The following is a 13894-nucleotide window of genomic DNA, read 5'->3' as shown; positions in this document are numbered from 1 at the left end:
TACCGGGGTGCTCGTTCCACCCCGGCGGATACCCGCCACCGTGCGACCCGGACGGTCGTGGTGCCTGCCCCGAGGAGCTCCACCGTCCTGGCCCTGTGTCGTCCATATGCCCCATGCGTCCGGCTGTCATGCTTTCCGGCTTTACCCAGATCATACGGTCCACCGGCGTAATCCGGCGTGGTCGGCCACGCGTGGTTCGGGCCACGTCGGCACGCTGTAGCCGCACCGGTCCCAACGCGGGAGGCCGGGAACAAGTGCCCGAGTCGCTGGAATCAGCCCGGACGTGGGCGGATACCCCCGGGGCGCCCCCGGGAACAGTGGGTGTACCGCACACGAAGCGCGGGTCAGGCGAGTGTGGCCAACAGGTGGAGCTGCGTGGCGACGGCGTGGAAGGCCGGCTGCCCGGCCGCCGCCGTCTCCAGCTTCAGCAGTGCCTCCATCGCCCCCGGCTCGGTGTCGACGAGCACCCCGGGCACCAGGTCCGCGAAGACCCGCACCCCGTGCACCGACTCCACCCGCAGGCCCGCGCCGACCGCGAGCCGGCCCAGCTCCTCGCCGGTGAACCGGCGGGGCACCGGATCGCCCGCACCCCAGCGGCCCTCGGCCGCCTCCAGCACCGTGCGGGCCTCGTTGAAGTGGCCCGCCAGGGCGCGGGCGAGCACGGCGCCGTTGCGGTTGGCGGCGAGCAGGCTGACCAGCCCGCCCTTGCGCAGGGTGCCCACCAGGCTGCCGAGCGCCTCGGCCGGGTCGTCCACGACCTCCAGCACGCCGTGGCAGAGCACCGCGTCCGCGCTCTTCGCGGCGACCAGGTCCGGCAGCGTCTGGGTGTCGCCCTGGACGGCGCTCACCAGCCCGGTGACACCGGCCTCGGCGGCCCGCCGCTCCAGCGCGAACAGCGCGTCCGGGCTCGGGTCGACCACCGTCACGCGGTGGCCGAGCCGGGCCACGGGCACGGCGAAGTTACCCGTGCCGCCACCGGTGTCGACGACGTCGAGGACCGGCCGGCCGAGTTCGCCCGCCCGCTTCTCCAGGGCCGCCCGCACCACCTCCCACACCACGGCGGTACGCAGGGCACTGCGGGGACGCGTCGGGTACAAGGTGAGGACTCCTTGGCGCGGTGAAGGTGGGCCGGAACGGCTCCACCTTAGACCGCCAGGACTCCCGCCGGCCGCGCCCGGCTCGCCGTCGTCAGCGGCCCTCCGCCCCGTCGAGCGGCAGCCGCGGCGCCGGGGGCACCGGGTGCAGCCCCAGCAGCCGCTGGACGATCCGCAGGAACAGCGCGGTGTTGCGGATCAGGTCGTCCGCGTCCCGGGCCGTGGCCGCGCCGGTGATCCCCGCCTCGGCGGCCGCCCGGCGGCGGGCGCCGGCCGCGAAGTACCCGGCCCACTCGGCCAGCTCCGGGGCGACCTCGGGCAGCACCTCCCAGGCGCTGCGGATCGCCTTGCGGCGCCTCGGGTTCTTCTCCGGCCGGCCACGGACGGCGAGCACCGCCGCGACCGTCCGCAGCGCGGCCAGGTGGGCGGTGGCGTACCGCTCCAGCGGATCCTCCGCGCGGTCGGCCTGGAGCAGCGTGCGCTGGGCCTGCAGCAGCAGGTCCAGCGCGGCGGGCGGCGCGCCGACCCGGCGCAGCACCGGGTGCACGTCGGCGGTGCGGGGCGGCGGCGTCGAGGGCAGGGGTGGGAGCGGCAGGGCGGGCTGGGGCAGCGAGGACTGGGGCAGCGGAAGTGGCACGGGCGGCGCGGGCACCGCGGGGCCCGACGGGCCCGTTCGCGGTTGGTCGTCGGCAGGATGGCGGCGGCTTGCGGTGACGGGCTCAGGGTGGCTGATGGTCATGGTCTCCCCCGGTCCGAGGCGAGTCGCGCGGGCCGGGCGGCCCGTGCGACTCCATCGTGACGGGCCGCACTGACAATCGGCCGTGCGCGGACCGCCCGGACGTGTCACCCTTCCGCCCGGACGCACGGAAGGGTGACACCCGGCGGCCGGCCGGACGTCTCCCCCGTCCGGGCCGACCGCACGGTGTCACCCCGTACGTCCTCCGGTGCGCGCCGGGCGCTCCGGATCCCCCACCGCCGGCCCCGCTCCGCTCCGCCGCCGCACTCGGCGGCGGTGTGCGGCCCCCGGGCCGGCCCGTGTGCGCGGCGTGGCCCCTCCGCCGACACCCCCGTGCCCGGCGGACCGAACCCCGGCCGCGACCGGGTGTCCCCCGTGCCTCGCGGCCCGTCGTCCCGGTGCCACGATTCTGCCGTCCTCGCAGGTCGGCGGGCTATCCGTTGGCATACTCAACCCCTGATCTGAGTACCCGTACTCAGATCCGCCCGGTCCGGGCGCCGGGTGGAACCACGGAGCCGCGGCGGGCGTCATGAGAGCGCCGGGAGTGTGCCGGGCACGTCCGCAGCCCTGCGGGCGGGCGCTCCGGCCGGGGAAGGAACACCATGTCGGTCATTCCGCTGATCTTCACCAGCGGCTGGGCCAGCGGGATCAACGCGTACGCGGTGGTCCTGCTGCTCGGCCTGTTCGGACGCTTCGGCGGCGCCGACGCGGTGCCGCCCGTACTGGAGCGCCCGGACGTGCTGATCGCCGCCACCGTGCTCTTCCTGCTGGAGGCCGTCGCCGACAAGATCCCGTACGTGGACACCGCCTGGGACGCCGTCCACACGGTGATCCGCCCGGTCGCCGGCGCCACCGTCGCGGCCCTGCTCGCGAGCCACGACCCCGGCTCGCTCGGTTCGGTGGCGGCAGGCGCGATGGGCGGCACGACGGCGCTGCTCAGCCACGGCGTCAAGGCCTCCCTGCGGATGGCCGTCAACACCTCGCCGGAGCCCGCCAGCAACATCGTCATCAGCCTCGGCGAGGACCTCTCGGTGGCGGGCCTGGTCAGCCTGGCGATCTTCCACCCGTGGCTCGCCGCCTCGATCGCCTCGGTGCTGCTGGTGGCCGGCCTCGTCCTGGTCTGGTTCGCCGTCACCCGGATCCGCCGTTTCCTGGCCAGGCGCCGCGACCGCCGGGCCGCCCGCGCGGCCGGGCCCGAACGGCTCGCGGCCCGCTACTAGCGCGCGCCGCCGAACGCCCCGCGGCGCCCGGCGGACGGGAGTCCGAGAACGCACCCTAGGATCAGCGCATGGCACGGATCGTCATCATCGGGGCAGGAATGAGCGGGCTGGCGGCAGCCGCCAGGCTGGCGACCGTCGGGCACCGGGTGACGGTCTGCGAGGCCGCGTCGACGTACGGCGGCATGGTTGGCCGCTTCGAGCGGGACGGCTTCGCCTTCGACACCGGGCCGGGCCTGCTCACGCTGCCCGCCGTCTACCGCGACCTCGCGCTGAAGACCGGCAAGGAGCCGCTGGAGGAGCTGGTCGGCCTCACCCCGGTGGACCCGGAGAGCCGGCACCTGTTCCCGGACGGCACCGACCTGCTGCTGCCCAACGCCTCCCGGGGCGGGGTCGCCCAGGCCCTGGACGCCGCCTTCGGCGCGGGCTCGGGCGAGCGCTGGAGCGCCGTGATGAACCGCGGCCGCACCGTCTGGGAGGCCACCCGCCGACCGCTGCTGGAGGAGCCCCTCCCCGCCTCCCCCGAGTCGCTGCACACCGACCCCTACCCGGCTCCCCCGCGCCGCGGCCTGGCCCGCCTGCGGCGCGCGCCGTGGACGCTCGCCGACGTCGCGAAGCACGAACTCGGCGGCCACCCGGGCCTGACCGCCCTGCTCGGCGAGTACGCCCTGCGGTTCGGCTTCGACCCCGCCGAGACCCCCGCCGGGGGCGCCGTGCTGCCGTACATGGAGCAGTCCTTCGGCGTCTGGTACGTCCGGGGCGGTATCCGGGCACTGGCCGAGGCCGTGTACGAGCGCTGCCTGAAGCGGAAGGTGGAGTTCCGGTTCGACGCCCGGGTGACCCGGGTCCTGACCGAGGACGGCCGGGCGAGCGGCGTCGAACTGGCGGACGGCAGCCGGCTGGAGTGCGGGACGGTGCTCTCCTCGATGGACGCCCGGGTGCTCCGCAGTGGACGGATCGGGCCCGACGCCGCCCCGGAGGCGGGTACTCCCCGCGACGTTCCCGGCCGGGTCAGCGTCCTGCTCGCCCTGCGCGGCGCCCGCCCGGCCGGGACGGCGCACCGTACCGTGGTGCACGCCGCCGACCCGGCCGCTGAAGCGGCCTCGCTGTTCGGGCCCGGCACTCCGCCCGCGGACCGGCCGACCGTCCAGGTGCTGCGCCCCGACGACCCGTCACTCCACCCGGCAGGACACGAAACCGTCGTCCTCACCGCGACCGCCCGCAATCTCGGGCTGGACTGGTCCGCGCCCGGCGTCGCCGACCGGTTCGCGGACGGCATGCTCGCCCACGTCGACGCCGCCGGTCTCGGCCTGCGCGAGCGCGTCCTCTGGCGCGTGGTGCGGACACCGCAGGACACGGAGCACGAGACCGGTTCCTTCCTCGGCTCCGTCCCGAGGCCCGCCCTCGCCGGCCTCGGCGGCGCCCTGCTCCAGGCTCCGAACCACGGCTCCACGCCCGGCCTCTACCTGATCGGCGGTGCGGCCCACCCCGGTGGCGGGCTGGCCCGGGTGGGGATGTCCGCCTCGGTCACGGCGGGGCTGATCGGGCCGGCCTGACGACGGGCCGCCGGGGTGAATGACAGTCCGACGGCCCGGCCGCTAGCATCCCAGCATCCCCACCCCCTTCACCGGAGGTCCGCAATGTCCCGAGTCACCGCCGCCGAGCAGCGGCCGGTCCTCCGGTGGCGGCCGTCGGGAGCGGGCGTCCTGGCGATCGGGGTGGTGGCGGCGGCGATCGGCCTGCGGTGGCTGATGTTCCCGGCCGAGTCGGACGACTACCGCTACTTCCTGCACCCCTGGTACGAGTTCATCGCCGGGCACGGCGGGTTCCAGGCACTGAAGGACACCGGCTTCGCGGACTACAACGTCCCGTACCTGTACGTGCTGGCCGCGCTGAGCCACCTGCCGGTGCAGGACCTGGCCGGCATCAAGACCGTGTCCACGATGTTCGACCTGCTGGCGGCGTACCTCACCTTCCTGATCGTGGACCTGCGCCGGCCGGGGCACTCCTGGCGGCCGTACGCGGCGGGGGCCGTGGTGCTGTTCCTGCCGACGGTGACGGCCAACAGCGGCTGGTGGGGGCAGGCCGACTCGGTGTACGCGACGTTCGCGCTGGCCGGCGTGCACGCCGTGCTGCGCCGCCGCCCCTGGTGGGCCTGCACGCTGCTCGGGATCGCCCTCGCGTTCAAGCTGCAGGCCGTGTTCGTGTTCCCGTTCCTGCTGGTCATGCTGCTGACCCGGCGGGTGCCCTGGCGGGCGCTGCTGGCCGTCCCGGCGGTGTACCTGCTGCTCGACGTGCCGGCCCTGCTGGTCGGCGCCGACCCCGGCCGGCTGCTGACGGTGTACGCCCGGCAGACGGGCACCTACCCGGCGCTCAGCATGAACGCGCCGTCGGTCTACGAGTTCTTCCAGGTGGGCGACTACACCGACGCCGTCCGCACGGCGGGTGTGCTGGTCACGGGCCTGGTGGTGCTCGCGCTGGTCACGCTGGTCGTTGTGCGACGCCCCGGCCGGGGCCCGCTGCCGGGACCGGGCGGCCGGGGGCGGGAGCTGACGGACACGCAGATCGTGCTGCTGGCGACCTGCTCGGTCGTCCTGGTGCCGTTCCTGCTGCCGTCGATGCACGACCGGTACTTCTACCTCGCGGACGTACTCAGCGTGATCGCCGCGTTCCACGTCCCCGCGCGGCTCTGGTACCTGCCCGTGCTGGTGCAGGTCTCCTCGTTCGGCTCGTACCTGCACTACCTGGCGCCCGAGGTGGGCAACTACCTGACGATGGGATTCCTCGCCGCGCTGATGGCGCTCGCCCTGGGGTGCGTCCTGCGGGCCACCGCGCTGGAGTTCCAGGACGGCCCGCCGGTACCGGCCGCCGTCCCGGCGCCGGCCGGCGGTTCGGCGCAGCTCGTCCGCGAAGGGCCCTGACCCGCGGGGCCGGCCCCGCTACTGCTGTTGCTGCTGCCAGGCACCCTGCTGGTAGTCGTACACCGGCTGCTGCGGGACGACGGGCTGCTGCTGGCCGGGCTGCTGGGGCTGCTGCCACTGCTGCTGGCCGCCGTCCCAGGCGGGCTGCTGCTGCTCGTAGCCCTCGTAGGTGGGCTGGTGCTGGGGCTGCTGCTGCCACTGCTGCTGGTCGCCGTAACCGGGCTGCTGCTGGTAGCCGCCGTAGCCCTGGTCGTACCCGTAGGCGGGCTGCTGCTGGTGCTGGGGCTGCTGCCACTGCTGCTGGTCGCCGTAACCGGGCTGCTGGGGCTGCCACTGCTGCTGGCCGCCGTCCCAGGCGGGCTGCTGTTGCTGCTCGTAGTAGACCGGGGCGTCGGCGTAGACGCCGTCGGCGGCGATCTCCTGCATCTCGAAGGCGGCGGTCTGCTCCACCACCGGGGTGCTGCCGTAGCCGGGGGTCTCGAAGGCCTGGGTCTCGAAGGCCGGGCTCTCGAAGGCCGCGACGGCCACCTCCTCGGCCTCGATCTCGCCCACCTCGCCGACGTGCTGGACGACGACCGGCTCCGCCACGTCCTCGCCGCCGGTGGCCGCGCTGAGCAGCGGCACCTTGGCCAGCGGCCCGGGCAGCGCGCCGTCGGACTTCCGCAGGGACCAGCCGTCACGGTGGCCGCGCTTCACCGAGAGGGTCACGAAGACCTGGCCCAGGGCGAAGAGCACCGCCCCGGCGCCGATCACCACGACCGAGCCGGCCGCCATGCCCGCGACCACACCCAGGAAGCCGCCCAGGGCGACCACCCGCCAGTGCAGCGGGGCACGGTTCTGCAGCAGCAGCTCGGCGACGAGCCAGAGTGCCACCACCGCCAACGCGACGTACAGCAGCAGGTATCCGATGCCCATCCGCCCGCTACCTCCAGTCGGGTGACGCGCGCGCCGCGCGTGTCCGGCGACTGTACCGGTTCATCGCGTCCTGACCCACATTCCCGGCAGCGGCCGGGCCGCCCGCGGGCGGCGGAGGTCAGCGCCGGTGCAGGCCGAGGTTCTGGTAGATCTCCAGCGTGGAGGTGGAGTGGTTGAGCGTGATGAAGTGCAGCCCGGGGGCGCCCTCGGCGAGCAGCCGCTCGGACATCGCGGTGGCGTGGTCGATGCCGACCGCCCGGACCGCCGCCGGGTCGTCCTCGACCGCGCGGAAGCGCCGCACCAGGTCCTCCGGGAACGCCGAGCCACTGAGCTGCGGGAACCGCTCCAGCTGCTTGATGTTGGTGACCGGCATGATCTCCGGGATGATCGGCACCTCGCAGCCGGCCGCCGCGACCCGGTCGCGCAGCCGCAGGTAGTCGTCGACCTCGAAGAACATCTGGGTGATCGCGTAGTCCGCGCCGGCCCGGCACTTGGCGACGAAGTGGCGGATGTCGTCGTCCCAGTTGTCCGAGCGCGGGTGCATCTGCGGGAAGGCGGCGACGCCGACGCAGAAGTCCCCGATGCCCTTGATCAGCTCGACCAGCTCGGCCGCGTAGCTGACGCCGTCCGGGTGGCGGACCCACTCGCCCAGCGGGTCGCCGGGCGGGTCGCCGCGCACCGCGAGGACGTTGCGCACGCCCTGGTCGGCGTACTGGCCGATGATGTTGCGCAGCTCGGCGATCGAGTGGTCGACGGCGGTCAGGTGGGCGACCGGGGTGAGCGTGGTCTCGGTGGCGATCCGGCCGACCAGGTCCACGGTGCGCCCGCGCGAGGAGCCGCCGGCGCCGTACGTCATGCAGACGAAGTTGGGGTCCAGCGACTCGACCCGGCGGATCGCGTCCCAGAGCCGCTTCTCGGCGGCCTCGGTGCGGGGGGGCATGAACTCGAAGGAGAACGACCGCTTGCCCGCCGCCATCAGTTCGCGAACGGTCAGTGCGCGGTCGGTTCTGGTGGAAGCGATGCCGAGTGCCATGCTGGCAGGTTATCCGCCGTTCTCGGACCCCCGACAATCGGCGTCCACCGACTGAGACGACGGGTGGACGCCGGGGCGAGGCGCCCGTAGGTGTGTCCGCGGCGGCCCGGCTAGGCTGGCCGGTATCCACCGCGACTCTTCCGGAGCCTCATCGTGACCTCGTCCAGCACCCGGCCGGCCAACCCGATCGATGTGGAGGCCGTGCGCGAGCGCGTGAACGACGCGCTCGCGGAGTTCATGGAGGGGCAGGCCGTCCTGCTCGGCAAGATATCGCCGCAACTGGTGCCCGCCGCGGACGCCCTGCGGGACTTCCTGCTCGACGGCGGCAAGCGGCTGCGCCCGGCGTTCTGCTACTGGGGCTGGCGCGGCGCCGGCGGCCCGGCCGGCAGTGCGGGCATCACGCACGCGGCGGCGGCCCTGGAGCTGCTCCAGGCGAGCGCCCTGGTGCACGACGACCTGATGGACCGCAGCGACACCCGCCGGGGCGTGCCGTCCGTCCACCGCCGGTTCGAGGCGCTGCACCGCGACAGCGGCTGGCGCGGGGACCGCGAGCAGTACGGGGCCTCGGCCGCCGTGCTGCTCGGCGACCTGCTGCTGATCTGGTGCGACGAGCTGTTCCTGCGCTCGGGCCTGCCGGCCGAGGCCGTGCTGCGGGCCAAGCCGGCGTTCGACCTGATGCGCACCGAGGTGATGGTCGGCCAGTACCTCGACGTGCTGGAGCCGGTCGCGGGCGACTCCACCGACGAGGGCGCGCTGGAGCGGGCGCAGACCGTCCTGCACTACAAGTCGGCGAAGTACACCATCGAGCGGCCGCTCCAGGTCGGGGCGCTGCTGGCCGGGGCGTCGCCCGAGCTGGTCGCGGCGTACTCGGCGTTCGGCCTGCCGCTCGGCGAGGCCTTCCAGCTGCGGGACGACCTGCTGGGCGTCTTCGGCGACCCGGCCGTCACCGGCAAGCCCGCCGGGGACGACCTGCGGGAGGGAAAGCGGACGCTGCTGGTCGCCCACGCGATGCGGGGGCTGTCCGCCGCCGACGCCCGCCACCTGGACGAGCGCCTCGGCGCCCCCGGCCTGGCGCCCGAGGAGGTCGCCGTGCTGCGCACGCTGGTCGAGCGCTCCGGTGCGCCGGAGCTGGTCGAGCGGCGGATCGAGGAGCTGATGCGGGAGTCGCTGGCGGCGCTGGAGGCCGCGCCGCTGGCGGACGGCGAGGCCCGGGCGGTACTGCTGGCGCTGGCCGAGGCGGCGACCGTCCGGCGGTACTGAGCAGTAGCGCCGGACGGCCCGCGGTCAGAGATCGGAGGCCGAGGCCAGAGGTCAGACGGCCCGGACGCGCCGGGCCAGTTCGGCGGCCGCGGCCCCGGGGTCGTCGGCGGCCGTGATGGCCCGGACCACGACCACCCGGCGGGCGCCGGCGGCCAGCACCTCGTCGAGGTTGCCCAGGTCGATGCCGCCGATGGCGAACCACGGGCGGTCCGTCGGCTGCTTCGCGGCGTAGGAGACCAGGCCGAGGCCCGGGGCGTGGCGGCCCGGCTTGGTCGGGGTCGGCCAGACGGGCCCGGTGCAGAAGTAGTCGACACCCGGTTCGGCGACGGCCGCGTCCACCTCGGACTCGGCGTGGCAGGACCGGCCGATGATCACGTCGTCGCCGAGGATCGCGCGGGCGGCCGGCACCGGCAGGTCGTCCTGCCCGAGGTGCAGCACCTGCGGGCGGGCCGCGTGGGCGACGTCGGCGCGGTCGTTCACCGAGAGCAGCCGGCCGTGGCGGCGGCAGGCGTCGGCGAAGACCTCCAGGTACTCCAGCTCCTGCCTGGCCTCCAGGCCCTTGTCGCGGAGCTGGACGATGTCGACGCCGCCGGCCAGTGCGGCGTCCAGGAACTGCGCCAGGTCGCCCTGCTCGCGGCGGGCGTCGGTGCACAGGTAGAGCCGGGCGTCGGCCAGCTGCTCCCGGGGGGTGTCCGCCGCCATCAGATCAGCATCGCCTGGGCCCGGCGCTTCACCTCGGTGCCGCGGTTCTCCTGCAGGGCCTGGATCGGGCTGCCGGGCAGCGACGGGTCCTCGGTGAACAGCCACTCCAGGATCTCCGCGTCGTTGTACCCGCAGTCGCGGAGCACCGTCAGCGTGCCGGACAGGTGCTTGACCAGCCCGGGGCCGTCGATGAAGGCGGCCGGCACCTGGAGGGACTTGTTGGGGCCACGCCGGACGGCGATCAGGCCGCCGCTCTTGACGAGGTCCCGTACTTCGGTGACCCGGACACCCCACTGCTCCGAGATGTCGGGCAGGTACATCCACCCGGGGACAAGGTCTTGAATCTTCGCTTCGATCTCGCTCACGTCACCAGACTGCCACCTCGCCGGGCCGCCGCGCACCAAACCCACTCCCGCGAGGCCCCCGGTGACCCGGTGTGACCGCCCGGTGCTACCCCGCGAGGGCGGACTTCAGCGGCACGGCCGGGTCGGCCGCGCGGGCCGGGTCGAGCACGGCGGAGCGCTCCAGCAGCTTGCGGCCCTGGACGAGGTCGCGCGGGCGGTCGACGGTCAGCAGGGCGCGCAGTTCGCCGCCGCGCAGCCAGAGCACCGACCAGGCCGGGTCGCCGGGCGCCCCGCGCCAGAGCAGCTCGTCGCCCTCGGTGTGCCGCCCGGCGTACTGCACCATCCGCCCGAACTGCTCCGACCAGAAGTACGGCACCGGGTCGTACGGGGTGTCCGCCCCGAGCAGTGCGGCGGCCACCGCGTCGCCGGACTGCAGCGCGTGGTCCCAGTGCTGGACGGCCAGCCGGGTGCCCGCGCGGGCCGAGGGGTAGGAGACGCAGTCGCCGGCCGCCCAGACGCCCGGCAGCGAAGTCCGCAGCCGCTCGTCGACGAGGATCGCGCCGCCCGCGTCCAGGGCCACCGCCGAGCCGGCCAGCCAGCCGGTGGCGGGCCGGGCGCCGATGCCGACGACCACCTCGTCGGCGGCCAGCCGGGTGCCGTCGCCGAGCAGCACCTCGCCGGGGCCGACCGCCGCCACCCGGGCACCGCAGTGCAGCACGACGCCGGCCTCCTCGTACCAGGCGGTCATCGCCCCGCCGACTGCCCGGGGCAGCGCGCCGGGCAGCGGAGCCGGCCCTGCCTCGACCACGGTGACCTCGCAGCCCAGCTCCCGGGCGGCGGTGGCCGTCTCGGCGCCGATCCAGCCGGCCCCGACCAGCACGATCCGGCTGCCGGGCCGCAGCCGGGCGCGCAGCGCGAGCGCGTCGTCGAGGGTGCGCAGCAGGTGCGCGCCGTCCGCTCCGGGCAGGGCGGTGGGGGCGGCGCCGGTGGCGATCACCAGGCTCCCGTACGGCAGCGGGCCGGCGTCGGTGTGCAGGACGCCGGGCTCCAGGCCGGTGGCGCGGCGGCCGGTGAGCAGTTCGACGCCGAGCCGGCGGTAGTCGACGTCCAGGGTGGTGGAGTCGGCCTTGCCGAGCAGGACGTCCTTGGAGAGCGGCGGGCGGTCGTAGGGTGCGTGCGGTTCGTCGCCCAGCAGCGTGATCGGCCCCTGCAGGCCCCCTCTGCGCAGCGCGCCCACGCACTGGGCACCCGCCAGCCCCGCCCCGACAACGACCACCTGGTCCGTGCTCCGCTGCTCTCCCACGGCGCCAGCCTATCGGCCGGGCCGGCCACCCTTCGTACGCGCCTTCGGCAGCGCTGACACCCGGCGTTAAGGTGGGGTGCACCTTCATCACGGGAGCCCGGCGGACCGGGCTGAGAGGCGGGCTGACACGGCCTGCGACCGTCCGAACCTGATCCGGGTCATACCGGCGAAGGGAGAGCAATGACTTCGGCACGAACCCGTCCCGACCTGCTGGTCGTCGGCGGCGGCATCATCGGCCTGGCGGTCGCCTGGCGCTCGGCGCAGCGCGGCCTCGGCGTCACGGTGGTCGATCCGGCGCCGGGCGGCGGCGCGGCGCAGGTCGCGGCGGGGATGCTGGCCCCGGTCACCGAGCTGCAGTACGGCGAGGAGGCCCTGCTGGAGCTGGGCCTGGCGTCCAACGCCCGGTACGCGCAGTTCGCGGCCGAGCTGGAGGAGGCCTCCGGGTTGTCGACCGGCTACCGCGCCTGCGGCACCCTCGCCGTCGCGCTGGACTCCGACGACCGCGAGGAGCTGCGCGAGCTGCACGCCTTCCACCAGCGCCTCGGGCTGGCCTCGCACTGGCTGACCGGCCGCGAGTGCCGCCGGCTCGAACCGATGCTGGCACCCGGCGTGCGCGGCGGGCTGCACGTGACGGACGACCACCAGGTGGACGGCCGGCGGCTGGCGGCCGCGCTGGTCGAGGCCTGCGGCCGGGCCGGGGTGACGCTGCTGCGGGCAGGGGCCGCCGAGCTGCTGACCGGGGCCGGCGCCGACCGGGTGACCGGTGTCCGGCTGGACGACGGGACGACCCTGGCCGGCGACACCGTGGTGCTGGCGGCGGGGCCGCGCAGCCACCTGCTGCCGGGCCTGCCGGAGGGCGTGCTGCCCGCGATCCGCCCGGTCAAGGGGCAGATCCTGCGGCTGCGCGTGCCCGCGCCGTACCGCCCGTTCCTGTCCCGCAACGTGCGTGCCGTGGTGCGCGGACAGCACCTGTACCTGGTGCCGCGCGAGGACGGCGAGCTGGTGATCGGCGCGACCAGCGAGGAGCAGGGGTACGACACCACCGTCACCGCCGGCGGGGTGTACGAGCTGCTGCGCGACGCCCACGACCTCGTCCCCGGCATCACCGAGCTGCCGCTGGTGGAGACCTCCGCCGGTCTGCGCCCCGGCTCGCCGGACAACGCGCCGCTGATCGGCTGGACCAGCCTGCCCGGCCTGTACGCGGCCACCGGCCACTACCGCAACGGCGTCCTGCTGACGCCGGTGACCGCGGACCTGGCCGCGCAGGAGCTGGCCACCGGGGTCACCCCCGCGCTCGCGGCCCCGTTCTCCCCCACCCGTTTCTCCCGCTTCTCCGCAAAGGCCCTCGCATGAGCGTCATCTCCCTGTCCGTCAACGGCGAGGACCGGCAGGTCCCCGCCACCAGCACCCTCGCCGAGGTGGTCGCCACCGTGAGCGGCGCGCCCTCCGGCGTCGCCGCCGCCGTCAACGAGGCCGTGGTGCCGCGCGGCGCCTGGCCCCGGACGCTCCTCGCGACGGGCGACCGGGTCGAGATCCTCACCGCCGTCCAGGGAGGCTGAGCGCGGTGGCCGACGACACTCTGACGATCGCGGGCACCGCCTTCGCCTCCCGCCTGATCATGGGCACCGGCGGGGCGCCGAGCCTGGAGATCCTGGAGCAGGCGCTGCGGGTCTCCGGCACCGAACTGACCACGGTCGCGATGCGCCGGGTCGACACCGCCACCCAGGGCTCGGTCCTGGACGTGCTGAAGCGGAGCGGCATCCGGGTGCTGCCGAACACGGCGGGCTGCTTCACGGCCGGCGAGGCCGTGCTGACGGCCCGCCTGGCCCGCGAGGCGCTCGGCACCGACTGGGTGAAGCTGGAGGTCATCGCGGACGAGCGGACCCTGCTGCCCGACCCGATCGAGCTGCTGGACGCCGCCGAGACACTGGTCGACGACGGCTTCACGGTGCTCCCGTACACCAACGACGACCCGGTGCTGGCCCGCAAGCTGGAGGACGTCGGCTGCGCGGCGATCATGCCGCTCGGCTCGCCGATCGGCTCGGGCCTCGGCATCCGCAACCCGCACAACTTCCAGCTGATCGTGGAGAGCGCCAAGGTGCCGGTGATCCTGGACGCCGGCGCGGGCACCGCCTCCGACGTGGCGCTGGCGATGGAGCTGGGGTGCGCGGCCGTCATGCTCGCCTCGGCCGTCACCCGCGCCCAGGAGCCGGTGCTGATGGCGCAGGCCATGCGGCACGCCGTCGAGGCCGGCCGGCTCGCGTACCGGGCCGGCCGGATCCCGCGCCGCTTCCACGCCGAGGCCTCCTCCGCGATGGCCGGCCGCGCCGACCTGGACCACCGGGAGCGGCCGGCCTTCTGAGCAGAAG

General features: G+C 74.9%; 14 protein-coding genes and 1 riboswitch. Of the genes, 7 read left to right on the top strand and 7 right to left on the bottom strand.

Annotation, left to right across the window (positions count from 1 at the left end):
* Nucleotides 1–344 precede the first annotated feature (344 nt).
* Both ACFUK0_RS14095 and ACFUK0_RS14090 read right to left on the bottom strand, forming a co-directional pair.
* Nucleotides 345–1097 (bottom strand): methyltransferase domain-containing protein, encoded by a 753-nt coding sequence (locus tag ACFUK0_RS14095; RefSeq protein WP_380249674.1) that lies wholly within the window; start codon nucleotides 1095–1097, stop codon nucleotides 345–347.
* Nucleotides 1098–1188: 91 nt separating this feature from the next.
* Nucleotides 1189–1731: an SAV_6107 family HEPN domain-containing protein gene (locus tag ACFUK0_RS14090; protein WP_380249672.1), complete on the bottom strand. Its 543-nt coding sequence runs from the start codon at nucleotides 1729–1731 to the stop codon at nucleotides 1189–1191.
* Nucleotides 1732–2432: 701 nt separating this feature from the next.
* Between ACFUK0_RS14090 and ACFUK0_RS14085 the strand changes: the two genes are divergently transcribed.
* From ACFUK0_RS14085 to ACFUK0_RS14075, 3 genes are all read left to right on the top strand, one after another.
* Nucleotides 2433–3050 carry a DUF4126 domain-containing protein gene (locus ACFUK0_RS14085; protein WP_380249670.1) on the top strand — a complete coding sequence of 206 codons (618 nt, stop codon included), beginning with the start codon at nucleotides 2433–2435 and terminating at the stop codon, nucleotides 3048–3050.
* Between the two features lie 68 nt (nucleotides 3051–3118).
* A complete protein-coding gene (locus ACFUK0_RS14080) occupies nucleotides 3119–4603 on the top strand; it encodes a phytoene desaturase family protein (protein WP_380249668.1) in 1485 nt (494 codons plus the stop codon).
* 84 nt (nucleotides 4604–4687) lie between these two features.
* Nucleotides 4688–5968 (top strand): glycosyltransferase 87 family protein, encoded by a 1281-nt coding sequence (locus tag ACFUK0_RS14075; RefSeq protein ID WP_380249666.1) that lies wholly within the window; start codon nucleotides 4688–4690, stop codon nucleotides 5966–5968.
* A gap of 18 nt (nucleotides 5969–5986) precedes the next feature.
* Here the strand turns inward: ACFUK0_RS14075 and ACFUK0_RS14070 are convergent, their stop codons facing one another.
* Together ACFUK0_RS14070 and metF are read right to left on the bottom strand one after the other, a co-directional pair.
* Nucleotides 5987–6883 (bottom strand): hypothetical protein, encoded by an 897-nt coding sequence (locus ACFUK0_RS14070; RefSeq protein WP_380249664.1) that lies wholly within the window; start codon nucleotides 6881–6883, stop codon nucleotides 5987–5989.
* Nucleotides 6884–7001: 118 nt separating this feature from the next.
* Complete coding sequence (gene metF / locus ACFUK0_RS14065) at nucleotides 7002–7916, bottom strand: methylenetetrahydrofolate reductase [NAD(P)H] (protein ID WP_380249662.1); 915 nt, start codon at nucleotides 7914–7916, stop codon at nucleotides 7002–7004.
* A gap of 153 nt (nucleotides 7917–8069) precedes the next feature.
* Here metF and ACFUK0_RS14060 point away from each other — a divergent pair, with 153 nt between their 5' ends.
* Nucleotides 8070–9176, top strand: a complete 1107-nt coding sequence (locus tag ACFUK0_RS14060) for a polyprenyl synthetase family protein (protein ID WP_380249660.1) — start codon at nucleotides 8070–8072, stop codon at nucleotides 9174–9176.
* Nucleotides 9177–9227: 51 nt separating this feature from the next.
* On the opposite strand, the gene thiE is transcribed toward ACFUK0_RS14060, so the two are convergent.
* The 3 genes from thiE to ACFUK0_RS14045 all read right to left on the bottom strand — a co-directional run bounded on the left by thiE (nucleotide 9228) and on the right by ACFUK0_RS14045 (nucleotide 11525).
* Nucleotides 9228–9878 carry a thiamine phosphate synthase gene (thiE, locus tag ACFUK0_RS14055; RefSeq protein ID WP_380249658.1) on the bottom strand — a complete coding sequence of 217 codons (651 nt, stop codon included), beginning with the start codon at nucleotides 9876–9878 and terminating at the stop codon, nucleotides 9228–9230.
* On the bottom strand, nucleotides 9878–10243 hold the full coding sequence (locus ACFUK0_RS14050; protein ID WP_380249656.1) for an Rv2175c family DNA-binding protein: 366 nt from the start codon (nucleotides 10241–10243) through the stop codon (nucleotides 9878–9880). Before ACFUK0_RS14050 ends, thiE begins: the two co-directional genes overlap by 1 nt.
* An 85-nt stretch (nucleotides 10244–10328) precedes the next feature.
* Nucleotides 10329–11525 (bottom strand): NAD(P)/FAD-dependent oxidoreductase, encoded by a 1197-nt coding sequence (locus ACFUK0_RS14045; RefSeq protein WP_380249654.1) that lies wholly within the window; start codon nucleotides 11523–11525, stop codon nucleotides 10329–10331.
* 79 nt (nucleotides 11526–11604) lie between these two features.
* Nucleotides 11605–11717, top strand: a riboswitch (TPP riboswitch).
* On the opposite strand from ACFUK0_RS14045, the gene thiO reads away from it, so the two are divergent.
* The 3 genes from thiO (at nucleotide 11706) to ACFUK0_RS14030 (ending at nucleotide 13887) form a co-directional block, all read left to right on the top strand.
* A complete protein-coding gene (thiO, locus tag ACFUK0_RS14040) occupies nucleotides 11706–12878 on the top strand; it encodes a glycine oxidase ThiO (protein ID WP_380249652.1) in 1173 nt (390 codons plus the stop codon). (Overlaps the previous riboswitch by 12 nt.)
* Complete coding sequence (thiS, locus tag ACFUK0_RS14035; RefSeq protein WP_380249650.1) at nucleotides 12875–13084, top strand: sulfur carrier protein ThiS; 210 nt, start codon at nucleotides 12875–12877, stop codon at nucleotides 13082–13084. Before thiO ends, thiS begins: the two co-directional genes overlap by 4 nt.
* Before the next feature lie 59 nt (nucleotides 13085–13143).
* Nucleotides 13144–13887 (top strand): thiazole synthase, encoded by a 744-nt coding sequence (locus tag ACFUK0_RS14030; RefSeq protein ID WP_380249717.1) that lies wholly within the window; start codon nucleotides 13144–13146, stop codon nucleotides 13885–13887.
* The last annotated feature ends 7 nt before the right edge of the window (nucleotides 13888–13894 follow it).

This window comes from Kitasatospora sp. NPDC057223 (assembly GCF_042669755.1).
In the GTDB taxonomy this organism is placed as follows: Bacteria; Actinomycetota; Actinomycetes; order Streptomycetales; family Streptomycetaceae; genus Kitasatospora.
This window is presented reverse-complemented; position numbering and strand designations above follow the sequence as displayed.

Coding starts and splice junctions, on each gene's coding strand:
- ACFUK0_RS14085 (WP_380249670.1), top strand. CDS start 2,433: ATGTCGGTCATTCCGCTGATCTTCACCAGCGGCTGGGCCAGCGGGATC.
- ACFUK0_RS14080 (WP_380249668.1), top strand. CDS start 3,119: ATGGCACGGATCGTCATCATCGGGGCAGGAATGAGCGGGCTGGCGGCA.
- ACFUK0_RS14075 (WP_380249666.1), top strand. CDS start 4,688: ATGTCCCGAGTCACCGCCGCCGAGCAGCGGCCGGTCCTCCGGTGGCGG.
- ACFUK0_RS14070 (WP_380249664.1), bottom strand. CDS start 6,883: ATGGGCATCGGATACCTGCTGCTGTACGTCGCGTTGGCGGTGGTGGCA.
- metF (WP_380249662.1), bottom strand. CDS start 7,916: ATGGCACTCGGCATCGCTTCCACCAGAACCGACCGCGCACTGACCGTT.
- thiE (WP_380249658.1), bottom strand. CDS start 9,878: ATGGCGGCGGACACCCCCCGGGAGCAGCTGGCCGACGCCCGGCTCTAC.
- thiO (WP_380249652.1), top strand. CDS start 11,706: ATGACTTCGGCACGAACCCGTCCCGACCTGCTGGTCGTCGGCGGCGGC.
- thiS (WP_380249650.1), top strand. CDS start 12,875: ATGAGCGTCATCTCCCTGTCCGTCAACGGCGAGGACCGGCAGGTCCCC.
- ACFUK0_RS14030 (WP_380249717.1), top strand. CDS start 13,144: ATGGGCACCGGCGGGGCGCCGAGCCTGGAGATCCTGGAGCAGGCGCTG.